Below are 23,663 nucleotides of genomic sequence, written 5' to 3'. Positions count from 1 at the left end.
TAATATCATAGGACAACCCTATTCGCAATCTAAACTTACCTGTTTGAAAATCATCATCTTTCTACCATAACATCAGCCGGAACACATCACTAACGGGCAGATTAGGCCTATCTTCACTAAATGATATAAAGACGAATCACATTCGGTCGATAGGGCTTTGAACGCCGAAACCACCGCGGTTGAGGACGTGGGTGTAAACCATAGTGGTTGAAACATCGCTGTGACCAAAAAAGCTCTCTAAAGCTATTCATCGGCAGTTTGACTTTCAAAAAATCGATGCAAGGCTTCTTGCGCCCGAATCGGCGCCTGATCCTCTTGCGGAGTTTGACGACGCCAGCTTCCGTCCGGCAGCATTTTGAACGCCTTTACATTATCTGCAAAGTACACGCTAAAAAAATATTCCAGAAGCTTCTGATTCTGCTTATCCAAAACAGGAAACAGCAGCTCTACTCGCCGCTCAAGATTGCGGGGCATCCAGTCCGCGCTGGAAAGGTACCATTCAGGATTACCACCGTTTTCAAAATAGAATATCCGGCTATGCTCCAAATAGCGGTCGATAATACTGACGACACGGACATTGTCACTAATGCCACGCTGCCCGGGAATAAGCATACAGATACCCCGCACGTTTAAATCGATACGGACACCTGCCTGCGAAGCCTTGTATATGGCGGCAATCAGTTCAGGATGAGAAAGGCTGTTCATCTTTGCGATAATGCGGGCAGGCTTATGCTGTCGCGCAAAGTCGATTTCCCGCTCGATATATCCCAGCAGGATATGCTTGAGTGCGTCAGGCGCGGTAATGATATAGCGGGGTGTCTCTTGCGTATATTTGCCGCACAGACGCGAAAAAATAATGTGCGCATCGGCAATCATCCGTGGATGAACGGTAAACAACGATATATCCGCATAGAGCCGCGCGGTGGTGTCGTTGTAGTTGCCGGTCGACAGGTGCAGATAGCCCTGCTCACCGTGCGCCTCACGCCGCATAATCAACAAAAGTTTTGCGTGAACCTTCAAATGCGGCAGATCGTACACCACCCGCACACCGTGCTTTTGCAACCGCTTTACCCAGCCGAGATTCCGCTCCTCATCAAAGCGCGCTTTTAATTCCACAAATACCGTAACCTGTTTTCCCTGCTTTGCAGCCTCTACCAGCGCGCGCACAACAGGCGAGCTTTTACTGGTACGGTACAAGGTCATGCGGATGGACGTTACGGCAGGGTCTTTCGCGGCGTCAGACAAAAGCCTGATAACCGGTTTATATGACTGATACGGCACGTGCAGTAGAATATCGCGGGTTTTGATGCTATCCCATAGCGTACCGTCAGAGGGAAAGGCAGGGTGTGCAAAATGCTTCCATTTTTCATTCCTCAGCCGTTTAAACCCGTCTATTTCCGTGATTTTTGCAAAAGAGGAAAGCCCAATGGGCGCCTCGCTTAAATAGACATCCTTTTCTCCCAGCTGAAACAGCCCGCTCATGCGTGCAATGAATGCCGGTGATTCATGGGTACTCGTCATCCGCACGACAAACGAGTGTCGACGCCTAATAAGAACTTCTTCCAATGCCTCGATAAAGCTGTCATCGGAGGAATCGTCAACCGTCAGACTGGCGGAACGATTAATCTTAAAGATTCCCGTTCCGGTAATCCGGCAGTCGGGAAAAAAAGGCACCGCCGAAATATCGAATCAGCTCGTCGATCAGTACGAACCGAACCTTTTTTGCAGGGGTGTTGATTTCGCCGTCTACCGGTGAATTAATGTCGCGTTTCGGCGATTCATGTTCACCCTTCGATACTGCACCTTCGTTGTCTGATAGTGATTCCCGTTCATTCTTAGGCGGTTCATGTCCCGCTTCCGATTGCAAAAAGACAAAGCGCGGAGCCGACGACACCGGCACAATTGCCAGCCGGTCTTGTCCGCCTGCATCATCCGAAAGCAAAAACCCGACATGCAGCCGCACATTGGCAACACTGTCTGCAAGTGCCTGTTCATTTTCGGAAACTTGCGGGGTAATAATCGGGTAGAGGCGCCGGTAAAAATAATCTTTCAAAAAATGCCGCTCCGATTCGGAACATTCTTCCGGCTTGCAATAGGCAAACCCATGCGCTTTTAGCTGGGGTAAAATTTCGGTATTTAACACTGCTTCTTGAATGTCAAACAAGACGCGCGTTTTTTGCACGATGGCTTCTAACAGCGTTTCTACCGGCCAATCGTCAGCGTCGGCAGGAGAATGCCCGCTTTTATAAAGCTCCTGCAAGCCGGCCACCCGCACCATAAAAAACTCATCAAAATTTGAAGATACGATACCGATAAACTTGAGCCGCTCCAAAAGCGGTACCGTAGAAGAGCACGCTTCCGCCAATACCCGCTCGTTAAAATCGATCCATGAAAGTTCCCTGTTAAGATAGTCCATCATAGTGAAGGTCTCGCAAAACCTTGCAGGCAGCTCCGCTTACAGTTTATCGATGAGCATCGAACACTTACCGGAAGGTATCGGCAGCGTTTTCTTTTTTTGTCCGAGGATATTGATGGTAAAGTAATAGAGCTTTTCGCTTTCCATGTGGATTTCCCAGCCCCGCTGCGTTTTTGACGACAGGATGGTAACAAGGTTCCGTTTCAGGCTCAAGTTTTCGATGCCCATCACCTCAAGATTCGGAATAATCCAATCGACGGTTTTCCGCGGGAAGCTGATGGAAAGCCCAATCACATTTTCGATCATCAATGTGATGGTCGAGAGCGCTGCTGAAAAGAGATATTGTTTGCGCGGGAAATTTTCATGGTCAGGCCATTGCGCATGGCCTTCTTTTTGCGGCAAATACGCTTCCCACAACGCGCCTTTTTTGCTGTTGCCGTCGGGAGCAAGGCCGTCAAGCACATAGTAGATATGCCGGATAGCGCATTCTCGCGCAAGTTCCCACCGCTCATATTTTTCCAAGCCCTTAATGACGATAAAGTTCAAATGCGGGAATACACTGCCTAAGGCTCCCATACCGCGCTCATTATACGAAGCGTCATCAAGCGACAAACTGGGAATGGGATGGTCGGAGCCGAAGGTTTCGGGATTCAGCAAGTGCGCGGAAAGCTGTTCGGCTTTATCCTCATTGGGGATTTCGGCAAGCAGCGGCCAAAAACCGGCGATTGTCTTTTGCGGTAACTGCTGTTCATTCGCATCGATATCGTGATAAAAACCGGTTTCGGCATTCCACATTAAATTATTAATACGGGTTTTCAGTGTAAAATAAACCCGCTTATACTGAAAACTCAATTCCTTGTCGTTAAGAATATCGCCCAGCACCGACATATACAGCGCATTAACCGCGACCGCTGCGTTAAAGTCTACCAGATATGCGGCTTTCTTGCGCGGCGTATTGTACATCTCTACGGCTGCGAGCGGGACGGTATATAATCCGTTCGGTTGTTTAAACGAAGTATCCAGCCACTTCATATAGCGGGTGAGTACCGGCATGACATCCTTCACCCGTTTTTTATTCGCCGTCTTGTGGAACATATTGTATTCCGCCCATGCAAAAAGCGGCATACCGACACCTTCGGGATTATCGCTCGAAAACACCGGCTCACCGGTTTCGACATTATACCGAGACCGAATCGCTCCCGACTCTTCCTGATGTGCATAGAAAAAATCCAATCCCTGATTCGCACTATAGTTTCGGTTTGAATAGACAAAAAAGAACGATGAAAAGATGGTTTCATACTGATTTAAAAACCATCCATTGTTATCGGGATACAGAAAGAAACTTTCAGTTGTTCCTTTTTCGGTCTTTATATTGAATAAAAAATCCTGAATAAACGACCACGTTCTATCATAAATATCAACAAAATCCTGATCATAAAAATGAACTTTTGGAAAATCGCGCTTGTTCACCACTGCTCCTCAACAACCCACCGCTTTTATTCCTAGTATTTTTGCACAGTTTTAACCGTAACCATTTAAAGAGTGCCGTCCCGTTAAACACTGAGAAAAATCATGCAAATAATTGAGCGAATCTTTCGCGTATATAGTATATCATATTTTTTCGCATAGTTGTATAATTTTTTCAGTTTTTTGTATATTCTGATCAAAATCTCTAAAACCTATCGATTTTTTTAGAGCTAATATCATTTCTGTGTTGCAGGAGGAACGCTTGTACCAATCATTTGTTTTTCTTGAAATCCGCATTTTAATATTATCGGATGAAAAAGCGTTTTGCTCATGCAAAGCAGGCTCCTCTGCCGACAGCTGTCCTATTTGTACGCGCACACCGGGATATCCGCCGCTTTTAAAAGAACGCATTGCCCGCGATGCGTACCGGCTTGCCCAAAGTCTCGGCTGCACGCTTATCCCAAAAGCCCAATATGAATATCCTTCGGGTATGCCGACGCTCCCTTCCGAATATCAGCTCTGCGGCGCTTCGGTAAAAATTGCGGAAAAAGGCGTGCTTGATATCGAATTTCACAAACACAAAAAGCAGATTGATATTTTGGAAATACGCATCGAAGAAGATGCGGGACGCCTTATGCACGCCGACGGCAAGGCTTTTATGGATTACAGCTCCGCGGGAATGCCGAGCATCAGGATACGCACCGGTAATAATCTTGAACTGGGCGAAGAAGCGGAGATGTTTTTAACCGAACTGAACAACCGGCTGCGGTACATCGGACTCCTCACCGATTCCGACAGTAGTCATAAAATCCGCTGCAATGCCTATGTTGCTTCTACCGAATTTCCCAATCCACCGCAGCACTATGTAAAACTGCGGAACCTTAACTCTTTTAACTTTGTACGGAAGGCGGTAAACGAAGATTTACGGCGGCAGGAAGATATGCTCAAACAGGGGAATGACCCGATTTCTGAAAGCCGACTGTGGAATGCCCGCATGGAGCGTACCGAACCGTATAAAACACGGGATTTTATCGATTATGTTAAAACAAAACCGGTAGAAGAGCAGGCTTTTTACACCGCGCCGGATACGCTGCTGCAAGAGGTATTGCAGACTGCTCCGGAAAATCAGCAATCGCGAAAGCTGCGCTATATTCAATCCTTCGGTCTATCCATTCCAATTGCACGGGCGCTGTGTACCGAGGCGCGGCTTGCGGATTTTTTTGAAGCGGTGCTGCAATTCGGAATTGAGCCGAAAATCGCCGCAAACGGGATTCTGGAAGATATTCTCCCGCTGCTGAAGCGCGCCGGTAAAACAATCGACGCCTTTGTTTTGCAGCCTGAATACTTTGCCCGTATTTTGCGGCTTGCGCAGGAGGGAACAATTAACCATCCGATTGCCCGCACCCTGCTGCAAAAGATTATTATCGACGGCGCTGACCCCGCAGCCCTGCTTGCTCAAGATGAATGGATAAAGATATCAGACGAAACAACGCTGAGGACTCTCGTGCAAGAGATGCTTAGCAAACATCCGAAAGAAGCGGAACTGCTCAAAACCGGTTCGATGAAATACCTCGAAATCCTGTGCGGGCAGGTGATGAAGCGGACAAAAGGATTTGCCGACCAGCAGTTGGTAAAGCAGCTTATTAAGGAAGAATTGAATATCCGCATTATCTATGTGCTTTCGATGGGTGGCGCAATTTCGGCTACCATACAAAACGGACAGGTGAAAGCGGGAAGTACCAAAATTCTGTCCGAGCTTTTGGATACCACTATTGCAAAGCGGCATATCCGCATCGAGCCGACCATTTCCGACGGGCTTTTCAGCGAAGAGCTGGAGCCGGCGGATTGGGCACGGCTTATCCACACAATCTGTGAAAAAATCGCTTCGGGGACAGCCAACGGTATCGTGATAACGCACGGAACCGACACGCTCGTCTATACCGCGCCGCTGATATACTGGCTTTTTGCCGACACGCCGGTCTCCATCGTATTGACTGCATCCGGCACTGCCCCTTCGGAATCGGAGGAAGCGCGGCGAAACTTTAACGCGGCAATCAAGCTCGCTTGGGAAAAAGAAAACGGCGTCTATGTTTCTTTTAACGGTAAGGTGCTTTCGCCGCTCAATCTCAAGTTTGTCGATTCCGGCGATATCGGCTTTGTAAACTGGAATATGCAAACGCCGCTCTTTCGGGGTGAAGGACTGCTTTCGGATTATGAAGAAAGCGACAGCCTCGTTTTTGAAAGCCTCTTGAGCGAAGCTGCCGACAATATGTTTTTGATAAAAACCTATCCCGGCATTCGGAGCGAGCGGCTTATTTCATTACAAAAAGATATACGCACGTTCTTTTTAGAGCTGTACGAAAACGGTACGGCCAATATGAAAGACAGCTCATATTCTTTAAAAGAATTTTTGAAACGCGGCAAAAAACAGCACTGCAGGTTTTACTGTACTTCTCAACAGGAAGAAGCGATCGACTTTTCCAACTATGCCAGCGCGCGGGACTTATGGAAAGAAGGCGCCGTACCGATGGGGATGCTCACAACCGAAACAGCCATTGCACTGTACTATGCAGCATCTCTCGTATGCGACACCCAAGAGGAGCTTGATCGTATTATGGAAACAGCTGCGCTCTTAAACGAAAAATAAAAAGGAAAGACTCATGAAGCAACTGATTATTACCAACAACCCTAAAACTGCCGAATACATTGAACGCCAAAGTAAAACACGGAATAGCAGCACAAAAGCAAACACCTCGAATAGCGGCGCCGAGACGGATACCTCAAATAACACCCTTGAAACCGCGGATATTGAACTGATATTCTGCGCGTCGCGGGACGAACTGTACACACAGGTGCGCGACCATATCCACCGGAACTGGAAGCTGCAAAACCATGCAATGTATGGGAACATTCAGCTGCACAAGCAGCCGTACCGCAGTATGGTGTTGGCGGAAGGAACTGCGCTGGATACCCGATCGTTGCAGTTATGGGAGCAAGCCATGGAGCGGGTAAAACGCACTAATCCGCCGAGTTATTCGGAAAAAGTGCTGGAAGACTTCCAAGCGCTAGACCTTTCTTTATTTAGAAGCGCCCTATAGGAAGCCTTTAAAAGCTATACCTGAGTTTTTAGAAGATGCCCTATAGTATCTTGTACGTAAATATGATAAACAGATAAATCTTATCACACACGTATCAGTACCCAGAGGAAGAAAAGATGAATAAAATTATTGAACGCTTACAAGGTATTACCTATACGGCACAAACAAATCCTGCAACGTTAACCGGTGATGATATTGCATTTGTTACTCAAAGCGTTAAAAGCAACAACGAGAAAGTAATTGCGCAGGCATATACCGCTATCGGTCACATCGGAAATAACAGACCGGAAAAAGTTATGCACCTCATAGATGGAGCCTTTGCTGCATTAAAGGACAGTAACTGGGAAATTCGGGAACAAGCCGTTTTAGCGCTTGGTCGCATAGGCAGGGCGGATATCAACACGGTAAAAAATCGGCTGGATAAAATTATTCAATTACATTGCGATTCCGTACCCAAAGTACGGGCGGCAATGCTGGAAGCCTGTCAAAGTATTGCCAACGCCAAAGCGTCCGTCTTTAAACCGTACATCGGCTTATTTGAACGTATGCTGGACGATCCCGACAAGGAAGGTGTACGTGAGCACGCGCCGGATATATTCCGCATCATCGGGAAATACGAACCGGAAATGGTTGAACGCTCATTGGTGTTGTTAAAGGAAAAACTACGCGACCCTTCCCCGACAACGCAAGCTCGTGCCGTCGAAGCCATACGCACAATCGAAACATTCTTGCGCAGACCCCCGACGGTGTAAGCCATTTATTAGGGCATCGCTAAAAATCTAACCGAGTTTCTAGAGATGCCCATTAGTTATTAGGGAGATTCACATCGAAGATAATCCCCACACGCTTAAAGATTATCTTGTCCCGCTTACTTTTATCGATTGTACGGGTTTGATAAAATTTTTTCAAATCCTCAGCTGTATAATTATGAGCGGTCTTCCATTGTGCAATAAGTAGGATTGTCAGTTGATCGACAGGTTTAAAGCTGAGGATTGGTCCAAACACGACATTATAACGATCTTCGCCCCAATTACGTTTATCGGCGCCAGAGGGGACTTTAAAAAAGGTCTTTTCAGTTTCCACTCTAAAGGCAATCATATTCATCGGCAGCGGCATTTGGTAACCGAGCACGTATGAAGCGCAATAGGTAAAGCCGTTTCTATTTTCGCCGTCATCATTCTGAAACACCCACGAATCAAGCGCGCTAAGCCCTGTTACACCTCGGTATAAAAAGTACTGATCAATCCTTGCGATTATATGAGTCCAATCGGTTGGGATAAGCGCTCCCAAATCAAATTGTAAAGCGGCGCCGAAATTCGCAGTGTAAAATGCGTTTTTAAAGTTAATAGGAACTTTCTGCGTTGTGCCGGAAACATTCTGATTTAACGCAAGACCGTGCCACCCTGCAAGCGTCCAGCCAGAGCCAATACTTGCACCTCCGTATACTTCCAAAAAAGCGATCGGAGTCCACACGATATCAAACTTTCCTTCCACAGTAACCGGTGTAAGTTCAGCCCCCAGCTTAAATTTAATATTATTACCGCGCATAAACGGATTATTAAAGTTCAAAACCGGAACTTTAATAACTTCCGTTACACTCAGCTTGCCTGCCCAAGGATAGGTAACAGCGAGATTGATATTTGTCGAATATTTTACCTTTGACTTTTCCTCTGCTCCTTCTTCCTGCGCGGAAAGAGTACCAAGAATCAGTAAGGCACCAATCATCGATGCAACTAGTTTCTTCATAAACACTCCTTAGCGTACTCGTTTTTTTTCAAGACAGCATAACATAAAAATATTGTTCATAAAAACGGCACACTATCAAGCCTACACGGATGCAGCTTTTTATGCAAGACCTCGACAGCGCAATTACAGGGTAAACGCATCAGGCCGTTTTTAACATCCCCGCGGAAAAATTGAGACTATTCGACCAGAGTTGAACCTCTTTGCGGTTCAAATGGTCTCACAGTCTCAATTTTTCCGCGATTTTTATCTACTCTGCCTGATACGTTTACCCATTTGCCGGAAAAATGTGCGAAATTTTAAATCAACACCCCCGACGCAAACGTCGGGGTATTAAACCGCACGAATAAAATTTCGCACAGGATGTGTTGTCTTTTCTTTTATTTATGTTATAGTATTTAAAGAATCTCATAAGGTACAAGGAGATTTTTATGACACCAGCTGAAAATGTTTACAAAGCATTACAGGATATGGGTATCAGCTATGAAGTAATTGAACACCCACCGGCTTTAACTACCGAAGAAGCCGACAAATACATCGAAGGCAAAGAAGGGTGCCGAACAAAAACGCTCTTTCTGCGAAACAGAAATAAAAAACGGTGCATTCTACTCATTATGGATGAAGTGAAACGGCTCGATATGAAAAAGTGCGCGGAAATGCTTGAAGAAAAAGAATTTAAGTTTGCGTCAGCAGAATTATTAGCAGAAAAACTCGGCCTTGCAGCTGGAGTGGTGTCGCCGTTCGGTCTATTAAACAACACAGCGCATGACGTAACCGTATACTTTGATAAAGCGATGCTTGACGAATACCGCATTCTAACCTTTCATCCGAATGAAAATACTGCAACGGTTTTTATCGATTCCGGCGACTTGCAGCGTTTTATCAAAAACACCGGACATGAGTATTTTATCATCAATGTGTAAAACATAGACGTTTAAGTTTGCTTTATAAACTTGACTTCGTTTTCCATAAGTCTGTAATTGCCTATACCTATAAAATAGAGAGACTTATTACGAAACAAGAAATTTTAATGTTAACACTGGGGATGTCTCAAAAGTTGGTTGCTTTTTCGCCATCCCTCATCAGCAAAGCTGATACAGAAAAAGCCGATAGGCTTTCAGTTTTTGGACAGCCCTAGTGTTTCCCTAATAGAGGTGGTTATATGAAGGTTGTTATTGCCGGTTCAGGTGCAATGGGCTGTAGCTTTGGATTTATGCTGCAAAAAAAGCGGTAATGATGTAACACTGCTGGACGGTTGGCAGGATAATATCGATGCAATCCGGAAAAATGGGTTGCACTTGCAGGACGGTACTGCGGAATTATCGACAAAAATCGATATTTATAAACCGGAAGAGTTCAAAGGGACTGCGGATTTTGTCATTGTGTTTACAAAATCAATGCAGCTGGAAACGATGCTGAGCAGTATTAAGCATGTGTTGCGGGATGATACCAAAATACTCTGTCTTTTGAATGGACTGGGGCATACGGAAACCCTGAAAAAGTTTATCGCGCCTAAGAATATCTTTATGGGCGTAACGGTGGTAACTGCCGGAATGAAGGGACCGGGAAGTGCGGTACTGTCGAGTCATGGTAAAACAGAAATTCAGAATATTGTACCGGAAGGGAAAGCCGGTGCAGAGATGATTGTAGAAGCACTCAATAAAGCGACCATGCCTGCAGTATATTCCGATAATATCCTGTGGTCTATTTGGCGGAAAGCCGCGCTTAATGGCGCAATGAACAGTACCTGCACAATTATGGAATGCAATATGCTGGAGCTTGGCAGCATTGCAGGCTGTAAAGATATGATGCGTTGTATTATCTCCGAGTTTGCCGCTATCGCAAAAACGCAGGGTGTTACGCTGGATGTTGATTCCGTAACCGATTATGTGTATGGATTTACACAACCGGATTTTGTCGGCGCAAAGCACTATCCTTCAATGCACCAAGATTTAATCAAAAACCACCGTTTAACCGAAATTGATTTCTTAAATGGCTATATTTCCCGCAAGGGCAAGGAGCTGCACATTCCTACACCGTATTGCGATCTGATTACTACCTTTATACACGGCAAAGAGAAATTATTCGGTCTATAAAAGTGGGCGACGCTGCGGCTGAGCCGTGTGGTTACCGCATTACCAAAACCTCTTTTTAGACAGACATGAGAGGTTGCCTTCACCTATCAGAGCAGCTACGCCGAGCAAATCACGGGTGCGGTCTGTATCCGGCATTACATTCCCGTAAAATCAAACTATTTTTTTGGTATCCTCATTTTCTTTTTTTATTGTTGATTTTTCCATTTTTATCCCTTATACTCATAATATAGTAGAGTCAGATAGTTTAGAATATCCGTTATGGATATCGACAATTAACGGAAGCTGCTACGGTTTCCGTTAGATTTAATATAATACCGTTCCGGATGGAGTATGCTATGGTATCATTAACCGTTAACGGCCGGATTGTTGAAGCCGAAGAAAATCAAAAACTTATCTATTTTTTACGCGATTCGCTGCACTTAACTTCCGTTAAAAACGGGTGTATGGAAGGCGCCTGCGGAACTTGTACTGTTTTAATAGATGAAAAACCGATGAAGGCTTGTGTTCAAGTTACCGGTAGATTAGCAGGAAAATCAATCATGACGCTTGAAGGCTTTCCCGAACGCGAGCTTGCCGTATATCAATATGCGTTTGCCCACTGCGGTGCAGTGCAATGCGGCTTTTGTATTCCCGGTATGATTATCTGTGCAAAAGCGCTGATAGACGGAAACCCCAATCCCTCATCTGCGGATGTAAAACAGGCTATCCGCAACAATATTTGCCGTTGTACCGGCTATGTAAAAATTGAAGAGGCTATTTTATTGGCGGCAAAACTGCTGCGCGAAAACACGTCTGTTCCGGAAGCAAAAACCGAAACAGCGGTAGGGATCAGCGCGCTTCGTGTCGATTCATACGCGAAAGCCGCAGGTACCGCCGAATATACCGATGATATGTATCCGGATGGAATGCTCTACGGAAGCGCCGTGCGCACTGCATATCCGCGGGCAAAGGTTGTGTCTATCGATACCGAAGAAGCTGAAAAGATGCACGGCGTTCATCTCGTAATGACGGCAAAAGATCTCCCCGGTATGCAAAAAATCGGACATTTAAAAAAAGACTGGGATGTGCTTATTCCGCTTGGCAAAGAAACGCATTATTTAGGGGATGCCATCGTTCTGATTGCCGCCGAAAGCCGCGAGATTTTGGAAGCTGCAAAAAAAGCGGTAAAAATCGAGTATGAAGAGCTGCCGCCTGTGTGTTCTATGACAGAGGCAATGGCAGAAGATGCGCCGCATGTCCACGAAGGAGGGAATCTTCTTTCAAAAGAGCATCTTGTGCGCGGCAATACTGATGAGAAACTGAAAAATTCAAAATACGTCGTCTCGCATCATTATTCCGTGCCGCCGACCGAACACGCCTTTTTGGAGCCGGAAACGGCAGTTGCAAAGCCGGACGGAGAAGGCGGTATTATCATCTATTCGGGTGATCAAGGCGTGTACCAAACAAAGCGGGAATGCGCAGAGGCTACCGGCTTACCCATTGATAAGGTACGGGTTATCGCCAAGATGGTCGGCGGCGGCTTCGGCGGTAAGGAAGATATGAGCGTGCAGCACCATGCGGCTATCCTTGCGTTACAGACCGGACGCCCCGTCAAGGTGAGTTTAAGTAGAAAAGAAAGCATTATCATCCACCCGAAGCGGCACGCGATGGAGATGGATTTTACCCTCGGTTGCGATGAAAACGGCTACCTCACAGGCTTAAAAGCAGTGCTTCACTCGGATACCGGCGCTTACGCCTCGCTCGGCGGGCCGGTGCTCCAGCGTGCCTGTACCCATGCGGCTGGGCCGTATAACTATCAGGATATCGACATCCTCGGCTGCGCATGGTACACCAATAACCCGCCGGCCGGTGCATTCAGAGGATTCGGCGTAACACAGAGCTGCTTTGCCGTTGAATCGTGCATCAATTTATTGGCGGAAAAGGTCGGCATCAGTCCGTGGGAAATCCGCTATCGGAATGCAATCCGTCCCGGGCAGGTACTGCCGAACGGTCAATATGCCGACGATTCAACCGCTCTTGTACAGACCCTCGAAGCGGTAAAGCCGTATTACGATGCGCATCCCAAGGCGGGAATTGCCTGTGCTATTAAAAACTCGGGACTTGGAGTCGGTATTCCCGATTTCGGGCGCACAACTCTGCGGCTTCAGGCGGACGGCGTACATATCTATTCGAGTGCGGCCTGTATCGGGCAGGGGGTAGGCACAATTCTGTTGCAGATTGTCAGCGAAGTGCTTGATTTGCCGCGCAGCCTATTGCATTACGAAACACCCGACACCAAGTTTGCGCCCGATGCGGGGAATACGACCGCCTCACGGCAAACCGTATTTACCGGCGAAAGTACCCGCATAGCGGCTACCGATGTAAAAAAAGCGCTTGAAGAAGAACTGCAAAAGCGCGGCAAAACGGGAAAACTTTCCGAACATCAGGATATACTGCCCGAATTGTTTACCGCCCTCAGTGGTAAAGAATTTTTTGCGGAATATACCTTCCCGACGGACAAAATAGGATCCGATAAACCCCATCCGGTAAGTCATGTTGCGTATGGATATGCAACGCACCTTATCGATTTGGATGAAGAAGGGAAACTTGCATATATCGAAGCGGCGCATGATATCGGTCGGGCTATTAATCCGATTTCGCTGCAAGGGCAGATCGAAGGCGGTGTTGTGATGAGCCTCGGGTATGCGCTGACGGAGGACTATCCGCTGCAAAAGGGTGTTCCGACTGCTAAGTTCGGTACGCTCGGCCTGTTTAAAGCGCCGCAGGTACCGCCGATAAAGGTTGATATTATCGAACAGAACGATAATGAGCTTGCATGCGGTGCAAAGGGAGTTGGCGAAATTGCCAGTATCCCGACGGCTCCTGCGGTAGCGCTTGCGTATTATAACCGCGACGGTATCTTTAGAACCAAACTGCCGCTGGAAAATACGCCGTATAGCCGGAAAAAGTAAACGAAAACGAAAAACCCGATTGACTGGGAAAGGATTGAAAAACCGGAAGATGCTTGAAAATAAATGAACCAGACAGGATTAGAAACTAAAATTAATTTTACGGGAAAGAATAAGCTTACAGATGAAGAATTTGTTGAGTATTATGAGCAATTATGGGATAAAACTCCTCATAGAGGAATTAATTGGCCAACAAAAGAACAGCTTGCTGAGAGTAAAAGAATAAGTTTAAACCGATATAATTTTTCTGAAGACACGTATGCAAATGATGAAAAATGGGTAAATGGTTCAACTTTTGGGTGGAACGACTACGAAATAAGTAATTACGGTCGTATAAAATATAAAGGTAGTATTGTTCTCCAAGATGACAACGAGTTAGATGGCTACCTTAAGTTATCTAAAAGCAATAAAGAAGTTGATCACAATATAAACGTTTATGAACTCATCGGAAGAGCTTTCTTAGGGAAAAGAACGAATGATGACTATGATATTCATCATATAAATGACGATGGCTACAATAATACGCCTGAAAATTTAATTTTATTAACTAGAAAACAACATAATTTAATTCATTGCAATATAAAAATAAAAAAAGAGAATGTTATAAAAGAACTAAAAAAATATAATTATTGTACTTTGATTTTGCACTTATCTAACTACAAAGCCTCCGTATTGAATACTCCAGAACAAATGAATTACAGAGGGAAAAAATATCGCCATATTTTACCAGAAGAAAAAAGAATGCTGAATCTCATTGATTTAGGATATAAAGATTCTTTAGAAAAATATATTACTGAAAGTAAGATAAAATTGCATAGAGATTTTTCGCATTTAAATTCGTCACAGGCTCTTTGCTTGAACTTATTTTATCCGTTACTGAAAGACCATAATTTGCATTTCGTAAATAATAATATTTCTTTATCTGCTATAGGAAAATTTGAACATATAGAAGAAACCTCGTTTGAAGTTTCAGGCGAATATACAAATTTTGATTTTTTTATTAATGATTCAAATACAAAATATTTTTTTGAAATAAAATATACAGAACAAAATTTTGGATCAATTAATACTAATAATCCAACAGAGGTGTATCGCACTAAATATAAAAATAATTATTTACCACAACTAAAAAAAATCTGTGATGAAAAATATTTAAACGATGACTTCGAGGATGAATTTTATAAAAAATATCAGCTTTGGCGTAATATCTGCCATGTAGATATCGGTACAATTACTTTTGTATTTTTAAAATCACGAATTAATTTGAGAAGTGAAATCGATAATGCAATAAAAAAATGTAAACCTGAATACGCAGCGAAAATAGACATTATCTATATTGAAGATTTAATTGGCAGATGTCTTGAAAACAAGAACTTACCTTTTTATAATCACTATTCAGAGTTTTATAATAAGTATTTAAAAAATATTTAACGACTATTGGGAACCTCTAAAATCTACAGTTTTTAGCGATGTCCGGCATAAATTGACAGCTTAGATTAATTGCAATAAAATAGTATAGTATACTTAGGGGGTAGTCTGCCCCTTTCAAAAAGTATAGGAGGTCGATATGAAGCTTGAACTGGGAATTATTCCCATTCATGAGATGCGGTTTGCAGCAAAAACCGCTATCCAAGGAACTTGTCTCGAAATCAACAAAGATGAGCTTATCTCTCTTATTAAAGAAGACCCGCTTATCACTGATGTTTCACTGACAATTACAAAACCGGGCGATAAAACTCGTATTATTTCCGTTAAAGATGTTATTGAGCCGCGCTGCAAGATTGAAGGCAGCGGTGTTTGCTTTCCCGGATTCTTCACCGGCGAAGAAGATACGGTCGGCTCCGGTAAAACTGCCGTACTCCGCGGTGCAGCTGTTGTAACAACCGGTACCGTTGTCGGATTCCAAGAAGGAATTATCGATATGAGCGGGCCCAGCGCCGAATATACACCGTTTTCCCGCACGGTGAATCTCGTGGTAAAAGGTACCGTTAAAGATGACACTACCCGAGCCGTTAAAGAAAAATCGTTGCGTTTGATGGGGCTTAAAACCGCCCGCTATTTGGGTAACGCCGCAAAATCCGTTGCTCCGGCTGAAACCGAAGTTTACGAAACGCTGAACCCGATTGAACAGGCCAAGCAGTATCCCAATCTTCCGAAAGTCGGCTATGTATATGCGCTCCAGAGCCAAGGACTGCTGCACGATACCTACTATTATGGTGTTGATGTTAAGCAGATTGTGCCGACCATTATGTATCCGACGGAAGCGATGGACGGCGCAGTCGTAAGTGGCAACTGTGTTTCCGCCTGTGATAAGAACCCGACGTATGTACATCAAAACAGCCCCGTTATCCACGAACTGTATAAACGGCACGGAAAAGATTATAACTTTATCGGTGTTATCGTAACCAACGAGAACGTAACGCTTGCCGATAAAGAACGCTCTTCTTCCCTGACTGCACGCCTTGCGGAACAGCTCGACCTTGATGCGGTTATTATCTCCGAGGAAGGGTTCGGGAATCCCGATGCCGACTTGATGATGAACTGCCGCAAGATCGCTGCAAAGGGCATTAAAACCGTATTGCTAACCGACGAATATGCAGGTCAAGACGGAGCCAGCCAGTCACTTGCGGACGCTCATCCTTCCGCAGATGCCGTTGTGTCGAACGGAAATGCCAATCAGGTTATCAAACTGCCTAAGATGGACTTGGTTATCGGTGATCCCCAACAAGCGAACGTTATTGCAGGCGCATGGGACGGCAGCTTACACGAAGACGGAAGTATCGAAGCGGAATTACAGGTTATTACCGGCGCAACCAATGAGCTGGGCTTCTGGAATTTATCCGCATGCGGATTATAAGAGGTAAACAATGAAAAAGATTGTACACTATATCAACCAATTCTTTGCCGGAAAGGGCGGAGAAGATGTTGCCGATTACAAGATTGAAGTAATCGACGGAAATGTCGGCCCCGGTATGGGGATTCAAGCAGCGCTCGGCGACGGTGGAAAAATCGTTAAGACGATTATCTGCGGTGATAATTATTTTAACGACCATACCGACGAGTGTATGGCATTTATTCAAGATGTTTTAAAGAAAAATGAAGCAGACTTGCTGATTGCCGGTCCCGGTTTTAACGCCGGCCGTTATGGTATGGCATGCGGCGGCGCTGCAAAAGCGGCAGCTGCACTTGGTATCCCTGCTATCACCGGTTTATACGAAGAGAATCCCGGATACGATGTATTCAAAGCCTTTATGTATACCGTTAAAACGAAGAACTCTGCTGCCGATATGCGCCATGCAGTACCTGCAATTGCCGCAGTTGCAAAGAAGGTATTAAACGGTGAAGCAATCGACCTTACCACCGACGGTTTACTGCCGCGCGGAATCCGTCAAAACTACTTTGCAAAAGAACGCGGGGCAAAACGCGCCGTCGATATGCTCGTACAAAAACTCAAGGGTGAATCTTTTGTTACAGAATATCCGATGCCGGTGTTCGATCGCGTACCGCCGCATGCGCCTATCACCGATATTTCCAAGGCGGTTATCGCATTGGTAACTTCAGGTGGTGTTGTTCCGAAAGGGAACCCCGATCATATCGAAGCATCTTCCGCTTCTCACTACGGAGAATATTCTCTAAAAGGCATCTCCGAACTGACTTCCGAAAACAGTGAAACGGCGCACGGCGGTTATGATCCCACCTATTGTAACGCTAACCCCAACCGTGTATTGCCGGTCGATGTATTGCGTGATATGGAACGCGAGCACAAAATCGGAAAGCTGCATGAGCTGTATTATACGACAGTCGGTAACGGTACCAGCGTTGCGAATGCAAAGCGTTTTGCTTCCGAAATTGCCGGAAAGCTTGTAAACGCCGGAGTGCAGGCGGTCATTCTTACCTCTACGTGAGGCACCTGTACTCGTTGCGGTGCAACGATGGTTAAAGAAATTGAAAAAGTTTTACCGGTTGTGCATATTGCAACCGTAGTCCCGATTTCAAAAACAGTAGGAGCGAACAGAATTGTACCGGCGGTAGCAATTCCTCACCCGCTCGGAAACCCCACGATGAACGCAAAGGACGAAAAAGAACTACGCCGTGCGCTTGTCGAAAAAGCCTTAAAAGCCTTACAAACACCCATCACGGAGCAGACTGTGTTCTAAAAGACCGGCTAACGGTTTCGGCTGTTAGCTGATGTCGAAAACAAGAAGTTCTTGTGTGAACGCCCGCTAAAGCGCATCTGTTTTAGCGGGCGTTTTTATGCGTGCGGTTTAATCTCCCAGTGCGCTGTAGTATGGCTTTATCATTCGTAGCTTTATAATTTGGCATTACTTGTATTTCCTGATATTTACCCTTATCTGATATCTATGAGGTTTCCTATTGAGTTTGAGAGATGCTCAATCCGATTTTTTTGTGTATAATACATTATTGAGCTTTCATCGCTGATAGAAACCAGATCATAGGCATCTCTAAAAAGTCGGTTAGATTTTTAGAAGCTTCACATATTTAAGAGGTTATTATGCGCATCATATCCGGCTGTTCCACTATAGAAGACTGTATCCGCCGCTACGGTACGGACGCCCGCACCTGTTTTGTGTTTCCGTCACGGATTGCGGCTCGGCTTTGGATGCATCGTGCGCTTGCGTTGACCGGCCTTGCAGCGGTTCCTGCCGAACTGTTTATTGCATGGGATGCCTTTAAGGCGGAGTGCTGTATCGCTCAAGCGGAAAATAAAAACCCGGCGTCTCAGATTATCCGCCTGCTCTTTGCGCATCATATTGCAGCCGATAATGCTGCGGCGGAAAAACCCTTTCTACAGAACATCATCCCGGCGGACTACGCAGCCGACGGCGCCATATTTGCGCAATGGATTGCCGGTATTTTGCCGCAGTTGGATCATTGGGAAAAACGCGCGGCGCAGCATAAAGCCGGTAAAGACGCCGAGTTCTCCGATTTACGGATTTTGAAAAAAGCATATACGGAATTTTTGGACGCACACCGGCTCTTTGAACCTTCTTGGGCGGGGGCGGAATTTATCCCGCATACACAACAGTACATTTTACTCTATCCCGAATTAATGGAAGACTTTGACGAGTATCGCAGTCTATTGGAAAAACGGCCTGAACTGTCGATACTTCCCGCCCCAGCCTTTAACGCTGAAACAACGCCGCTTATCCAATTCGGCACCATGCGGGAAGAAATTCGCTCTACGGCGCTCGCAGTTGAGCAGCTCTTGGCAACCGGAGTTCCTGCCGATGATATTGCGCTCAGCATTGCCGGTATTGAAGATACCGTACCGTATCTCAAGCGGGAGTTTGCATTGCGGAATATCCCCGCGGAATTTCGGCTCGGGTTTAAACTCGGCGAACAGCAGGCGGGGCAGCTCTTTCCGTTGCTTGAACAGTGCGTACAGGAACATTACTCGTTTGAAAGCCTTAAACCGCTGCTGCTCAATCCTCATATTCCGTGGAAGCATCCCGCGCAGATACAAGCGCTCATCAATTTCGGTATAAAAAACAACTGTCTTGTTTCGTGGAAGGATGAAGGTCACTATAAAAATGTCTGGAAGGAGGCGTTTAAACTCCCTATCCCGTATAATCCTCATAGCAGTGCTGAGGAGGAGCAAGCCGAAAAAGAGCAGGCAAAAGAATGGCTCCTTCCCTTTATGAAAGCTGCGGAGCGGTTCGTGCAGGCTCAAAGCTTTTCCGAAATGCGGCGGCAGTACATCCTCTTTAGAGCGCAGTATCTGAATCCCGACGGCTTCTCAGCCGAAGACAATGCCGTCATCGGCCGCTGTATCACACTGATGCAGGAATTGGTACAGCTTGAAGAGGATTTTGCCGACTGTCTGCCTGCACAACCCTATCGCTTTTTTACCGCTCAACTTTCCCGCGAAATCTATGTACCGCAAAATACCGGAAGAGCGGTCAGCATCTTTCCGTTTAGAGTCGCGGCAGCTACTCCTTTTGCGCATCACTTTGTGCTCAACTGCAACCAAAAAGCAAGCAGGGTAATCTATCAAAAACTTCCCTTCTTACGGAAAGACAAACGGGAAGACCTCGGCGTTGTCGAAAAAGATGCAACGCAGGCCTTTTTTGCGGTGTATGCAATATACGGCACCGTGCGCTTTTCCGTTTCCGAACAAACCTTTTCGGGCTTTACCGTCAGCAATGGCATTTTTACCGCCTTTGCCTCCCGCCCCGACCTGAATGACAGCGATTCTCTTTTGCAGGAATATCGCTTCTTTAAACGGGAAGAACCTGCGCCGGAAGCGCTGTATTCCGTTCAAAAAGCGGGATTTGAACAATTCGCCGGTATTAAACAAGCGCGCGGCTTTTCCTTTTTAACCGAACCTTTTAACGGCAGCCTACCGGTACTTTCGGAAAAGCTCAAGGTCGGACACTATACGGACGGGGCATTCCGCATCAGTCAAAGCGGCTTACATCTTTTTTCCGGCTGTCCGGCTCAATGGTTTTTGTCGTCGGCGCTTTCCATCAACGAAGAAGACACTGATGCGGAACTTTTCAACCCGCGCTATATCGGTATCATTTGTCATCGTATTTTGGAGCGGCTCTATCAGCGTATACGGGAAACCGATAGGGTGTTTATCTCTGCGCATCTCGCCGATTATAGGACGTGGGCTGAATCGATATTTAATGAGACCGTTCACAGCCAAACCGATTTTCGAGGGCCGCTCGCCGCGCCTTTTATCGAATCGATTAAAAAGCGCAGTTTAAAAAGCGTTGACTTTGTGCTTACGTTCGATGCGGAAAAGCTGGACGGTTATACGCCGTATATGATGGAAGGCGAGCTGCAGTACCGGAGCGGAGACATCCTCTATCACGGACTCGTAGACCGCATCGCCTATCAGGAAGCGGAAGACCGCGCCGTCATCCTTGATTACAAAAGCGGCAGCATTCCGGCGGCTTCGGATTATCAGCCGGAAGCCATGCGCGACTTTCAAATGCCGATGTATCTGTTCCTTGTAGAAAACGAACTTTTTAAGCAGGAGACGGAGCACGCTTTTTTCCTCGGTATCACAAAGGAAGAAATAAAATACATTGTCAACGATAAGGCGGCAATACCGCAGGGCAGCTCCCGTTCTAAAACGAGGGAAGAATTCGAACCGTCGATTCAGGCTTTTTTACAAACCGCGCAAGAATACGCACAGCAGGTCGATATGGAAGACTTTAGAAAACCGGCAGCCGTACAATGGCAGGATTGTATGGGATGTCCCTTTCACACTATTTGCAGAACAACTTTTGCTGTCGAGGAATAAGACTTATATCTGTTGTATTTAATAGTATACAATAGATTTAAACGTACACCAAAACCGATAGAGCGGCAAAGATAATCTGCAATACTACCATAATCAAAAATAAAGGCGCCATAAATTTATACCACTTATTTATTGGTATTCCCATAAGACCACATTCAACGGCACATGCTGTAGGCCAAAACATATTTGAGAAACCGTCTCCGAATTGATAAACCAATACGGCTGTCTGACGGCTTAAATGTATAATATCGGCGACGGGAGTCATAATAGGCATTGTAATTGCAGCTTGACTTGAAGAACCGGTAATAAAAAAATTTATTATATTCTGAATAAAGAGCATCCCAATGGCGGATATATATTTTGTTCGTCCGTATAAAATACTCGATAAATAGTAAACAATTGTGTCGGATATTTTTGCATTTTGCATTACCAATACAATACCTCTGGTAAATCCTACAACCATCATAGAGCCTACCATACTTTGAGTCGATTTAATAAAAGTTTTACATATTTTATCCGTCGAATATCCTGAAGTTATTCCGGTTATAATCATCATCATAAGGTACATCGCCGCAATTTCATTAATATACCATCCCAGTTTGGTTGTCCCATAAAGCAACATAGCGATTGTAAAAACAAACAACATCAAACAAATTTTTTGTCTTACTGTTATAACGGCTTCTTTCTGTTTAAAAGGGAAAATAAGCGTCCGTTCTTCGCCGTATAAAATAGACTTTTTAGGATCTTTTTTTACTCTTCTTGCGTACTGCAGTAGATATAAAATAACCGTTACTTCAAATACAATAAAAATTAAAATTCGATATTCAATCCCGGAATACATACTGATACCGGCAATACTTTGCGCAATACCTACTGAAAACGGATTTGTCGTAGCTGCAGCAAATCCGGTAGCAACTCCGACAAACACTATAGCGCCTCCTACTACGGCATCATATCCTAAGGCAGTAACAATCCCTATAAAGACAGGCACCATACCGTATACTTCTTCATAAATTCCCATCGTTGAACCAAGGACGCCAAAGATGAGCATACCGACAGGAATAATCAAATATGTTTTTTTACCCAACGCTTTTATAAGAATATTTATCACACTGTTTAATGTTCCGTTATCAATCAACAGATATACATAACCATAAGCAAAAATCATTAAAAACATTATTCCGGCTGCACTGACATACCCTTTTTGAAGCGTCAAAAAAATATCAAAGAAATGAGGCTTTATACCCTCTGCATAATGAAAGCTATCGGGAATAATTATCATTTTCCCCGAACTTTCATCCAGCACTCTATCAAATTCTCCAGACGGAATAATATATGCAAGTACTATAACCGATAACAGAATAATACCTAATATCACATAAGTATGAGGCATTTTAATATTAAGAAGTTTATTTTTTAATTGTACCATAGCAACTCTCCTTAATATAATTAAACAACCATGGCTTTTCCTGCAATATATACGGCTTCAACATTCGTATCATAATCAAACGGATGTTTTGACCAAATTACCACATCTGCATCTTTTCCTACAAGAATTTCGCCTTTTCTATCATCAATGCCCAATACTTCAGCAGGATTCTTTGTTATAGATTTTAAACCTTCAATTTCATCCAAGCCTGCGCGAACGGACTGCGCTGCATAAACCGATAAATAATATATCGGAGTAACATCGTGATCAGCTGTAATACATATTTTTATGCCGGCTTTATTTAAAATCCCTGCCGTTTTAAAACTTCTGGACATGCTTTCCAGTTTTGAGCGAGGATACATCGTTGGGCCAAGAATAACAGGATATTTATGTGCAGCCAAATGATCGATTATAGCTTCTCCATCGGTACAATGAATGATAACCAACTCAATATCGTATTCCTTACATATTCTTATAGCTGTACATATATCGTCACAACGGTGCGCATGAGCATGGAACGGAATCTTTTTATCTATTGCTAAAAGCATATTTTCTTTTCCTATATCCCGCTTAAAATAATCGCCCCGTTTCAAAGCTTCGTTCTTTCTATGTTTATAATCAAGGCTCTCTTCGATACATTTACGCAAAAGGTACGCGTTTCCCATTCTCGACTTAAAAACATATCCGGCCTTTTTCGGATTCTCGCCGAAACTGCATTTTATTGCGGCTTTCCGTTTTATCAACATCTCTTCAACTGTTCTACCATATAATTGGATAACGCTATTCATTCCTCCAATTACACTATCGCTACCGGGACATACACAAGCGCATGTTACCCCGTGAGCAGTTGCTTCTTGTACAGCAGAATCGAAGGGATATATTGCATCGATTGTATCAAGATACGGCATAACTGCTTCACTATAATCATTGCAATCATCTCCGATTGTGCCACGCCCTTCTTCGCTAATACAAATATGGCTATGTGCGTCAATCAGTCCCGGTGTTATATATTTATTTGAAGCATCACAAATTTCTTCATTTTTATCGGCATCCAATGTTTCTGCAATTTCGGTTATTTTTCCATCAATAATTCTAATATCTTGCCGAACAAATCCGCCGGCTTGAAAGTTTAAAACATTTCCATTCTTTATAAGCATAATGACTCCACTCCTCTATTTAATATATCGTTACTT

16 protein-coding genes are annotated in these 23,663 nt (G+C 44.7%); 10 read left to right on the top strand and 6 right to left on the bottom strand.

Translation table 11 applies throughout. The annotated features are described in order from the left end of the window. Positions 1–243: 243 nt before the first annotated feature. The 3 genes from ppk1 to GWP40_RS03100 are packed head-to-tail and all read right to left on the bottom strand — an operon-like array spanning position 244 to position 3,886. Positions 244–1,674, bottom strand: coding sequence for a polyphosphate kinase 1 (gene ppk1, locus GWP40_RS03105; protein WP_269140254.1), 1,431 nt, complete (start codon positions 1,672–1,674; stop codon positions 244–246). Then, positions 1,628–2,419, bottom strand: a complete 792-nt coding sequence (locus tag GWP40_RS13235; protein WP_269140253.1) for a polyphosphate kinase — start codon at positions 2,417–2,419, stop codon at positions 1,628–1,630. Before GWP40_RS13235 ends, ppk1 begins: the two co-directional genes overlap by 47 nt. A 36-nt stretch (positions 2,420–2,455) precedes the next feature. Next, the gene (locus GWP40_RS03100; protein ID WP_212566012.1) at positions 2,456–3,886 is read right to left on the bottom strand and encodes an MGH1-like glycoside hydrolase domain-containing protein; all 1,431 of its coding nucleotides are present in this window, start codon (positions 3,884–3,886) and stop codon (positions 2,456–2,458) included. Between the two features lie 259 nt (positions 3,887–4,145). Between GWP40_RS03100 and GWP40_RS03095 the strand changes: the two genes are divergently transcribed. From GWP40_RS03095 to GWP40_RS03085, 3 genes are all read left to right on the top strand, one after another. Beyond that, a complete protein-coding gene (locus GWP40_RS03095) occupies positions 4,146–6,530 on the top strand; it encodes an asparaginase domain-containing protein (RefSeq protein WP_230974565.1) in 2,385 nt (794 codons plus the stop codon). Positions 6,531–6,543: 13 nt separating this feature from the next. Continuing rightward, positions 6,544–6,981 (top strand): GrdX family protein, encoded by a 438-nt coding sequence (locus tag GWP40_RS03090; RefSeq protein ID WP_212566010.1) that lies wholly within the window; start codon positions 6,544–6,546, stop codon positions 6,979–6,981. A 116-nt stretch (positions 6,982–7,097) separates the two neighbouring features. Continuing rightward, on the top strand, positions 7,098–7,733 hold the full coding sequence (locus GWP40_RS03085) for a HEAT repeat domain-containing protein (RefSeq protein WP_212566009.1): 636 nt from the start codon (positions 7,098–7,100) through the stop codon (positions 7,731–7,733). Between the two features lie 52 nt (positions 7,734–7,785). Here GWP40_RS03085 and GWP40_RS03080 read toward each other — a convergent pair whose 3' ends face one another. Continuing rightward, positions 7,786–8,727, bottom strand: coding sequence for a hypothetical protein (locus GWP40_RS03080; RefSeq protein WP_212566008.1), 942 nt, complete (start codon positions 8,725–8,727; stop codon positions 7,786–7,788). A gap of 428 nt (positions 8,728–9,155) precedes the next feature. Here GWP40_RS03080 and GWP40_RS03075 point away from each other — a divergent pair, with 428 nt between their 5' ends. The 7 genes from GWP40_RS03075 (at position 9,156) to GWP40_RS03040 (ending at position 21,041) form a co-directional block, all read left to right on the top strand. Further along, positions 9,156–9,647 (top strand): prolyl-tRNA synthetase associated domain-containing protein, encoded by a 492-nt coding sequence (locus GWP40_RS03075; protein WP_212566007.1) that lies wholly within the window; start codon positions 9,156–9,158, stop codon positions 9,645–9,647. Between the two features lie 264 nt (positions 9,648–9,911). Continuing rightward, entirely contained in the window at positions 9,912–10,820 is a 909-nt protein-coding gene (locus GWP40_RS03070; RefSeq protein ID WP_230974564.1) for a 2-dehydropantoate 2-reductase, read from the top strand. Positions 10,821–11,155: 335 nt separating this feature from the next. Then, on the top strand, positions 11,156–13,771 hold the full coding sequence (xdh, locus tag GWP40_RS03065; protein WP_212566006.1) for a selenium-dependent xanthine dehydrogenase: 2,616 nt from the start codon (positions 11,156–11,158) through the stop codon (positions 13,769–13,771). A gap of 63 nt (positions 13,772–13,834) precedes the next feature. Beyond that, on the top strand, positions 13,835–15,199 hold the full coding sequence (locus GWP40_RS03060; protein ID WP_212566005.1) for a PGN_0703 family putative restriction endonuclease: 1,365 nt from the start codon (positions 13,835–13,837) through the stop codon (positions 15,197–15,199). 136 nt (positions 15,200–15,335) lie between these two features. Continuing rightward, entirely contained in the window at positions 15,336–16,625 is a 1,290-nt protein-coding gene (locus GWP40_RS03055) for a glycine/sarcosine/betaine reductase component B subunit (protein ID WP_212566004.1), read from the top strand. Between the two features lie 10 nt (positions 16,626–16,635). Further along, positions 16,636–17,925, top strand: coding sequence for a glycine reductase complex selenoprotein B (gene grdB / locus GWP40_RS03050; protein ID WP_230974563.1), 1,290 nt, complete (start codon positions 16,636–16,638; stop codon positions 17,923–17,925). Between the two features lie 356 nt (positions 17,926–18,281). Beyond that, positions 18,282–21,041, top strand: a complete 2,760-nt coding sequence (locus GWP40_RS03040) for a PD-(D/E)XK nuclease family protein (protein WP_212566002.1) — start codon at positions 18,282–18,284, stop codon at positions 21,039–21,041. A gap of 37 nt (positions 21,042–21,078) precedes the next feature. On the opposite strand, the gene GWP40_RS03035 is transcribed toward GWP40_RS03040, so the two are convergent. Both GWP40_RS03035 and GWP40_RS03030 read right to left on the bottom strand, forming a co-directional pair. Continuing rightward, complete coding sequence (locus GWP40_RS03035; RefSeq protein ID WP_212566001.1) at positions 21,079–22,470, bottom strand: YfcC family protein; 1,392 nt, start codon at positions 22,468–22,470, stop codon at positions 21,079–21,081. 20 nt (positions 22,471–22,490) lie between these two features. Next, positions 22,491–23,627, bottom strand: coding sequence for an amidohydrolase family protein (locus GWP40_RS03030; protein ID WP_212566000.1), 1,137 nt, complete (start codon positions 23,625–23,627; stop codon positions 22,491–22,493). Positions 23,628–23,663 lie beyond the last annotated feature (36 nt).

It is taken from the genome of Treponema vincentii (assembly GCF_018336815.1).
In the GTDB taxonomy this organism is placed as follows: Bacteria; Spirochaetota; Spirochaetia; order Treponematales; family Treponemataceae; genus Treponema.
This window is presented reverse-complemented; position numbering and strand designations above follow the sequence as displayed.

What these genes read in the sequence shown, in the direction of transcription:
- GWP40_RS03040 (WP_212566002.1), top strand. Translation starts at nt 18,282, where the DNA reads ATGCGCATCATATCCGGCTGTTCCACTATAGAAGACTGTATCCGCCGC.
- GWP40_RS03035 (WP_212566001.1), bottom strand. Translation starts at nt 22,470, where the DNA reads ATGGTACAATTAAAAAATAAACTTCTTAATATTAAAATGCCTCATACT.
- GWP40_RS03060 (WP_212566005.1), top strand. Translation starts at nt 13,835, where the DNA reads ATGAACCAGACAGGATTAGAAACTAAAATTAATTTTACGGGAAAGAAT.
- GWP40_RS03055 (WP_212566004.1), top strand. Translation starts at nt 15,336, where the DNA reads ATGAAGCTTGAACTGGGAATTATTCCCATTCATGAGATGCGGTTTGCA.
- GWP40_RS13235 (WP_269140253.1), bottom strand. Translation starts at nt 2,419, where the DNA reads ATGATGGACTATCTTAACAGGGAACTTTCATGGATCGATTTTAACGAG.
- GWP40_RS03090 (WP_212566010.1), top strand. Translation starts at nt 6,544, where the DNA reads ATGAAGCAACTGATTATTACCAACAACCCTAAAACTGCCGAATACATT.
- xdh (WP_212566006.1), top strand. Translation starts at nt 11,156, where the DNA reads ATGGTATCATTAACCGTTAACGGCCGGATTGTTGAAGCCGAAGAAAAT.
- GWP40_RS03075 (WP_212566007.1), top strand. Translation starts at nt 9,156, where the DNA reads ATGACACCAGCTGAAAATGTTTACAAAGCATTACAGGATATGGGTATC.
- GWP40_RS03030 (WP_212566000.1), bottom strand. Translation starts at nt 23,627, where the DNA reads ATGCTTATAAAGAATGGAAATGTTTTAAACTTTCAAGCCGGCGGATTT.
- GWP40_RS03085 (WP_212566009.1), top strand. Translation starts at nt 7,098, where the DNA reads ATGAATAAAATTATTGAACGCTTACAAGGTATTACCTATACGGCACAA.
- GWP40_RS03080 (WP_212566008.1), bottom strand. Translation starts at nt 8,727, where the DNA reads ATGAAGAAACTAGTTGCATCGATGATTGGTGCCTTACTGATTCTTGGT.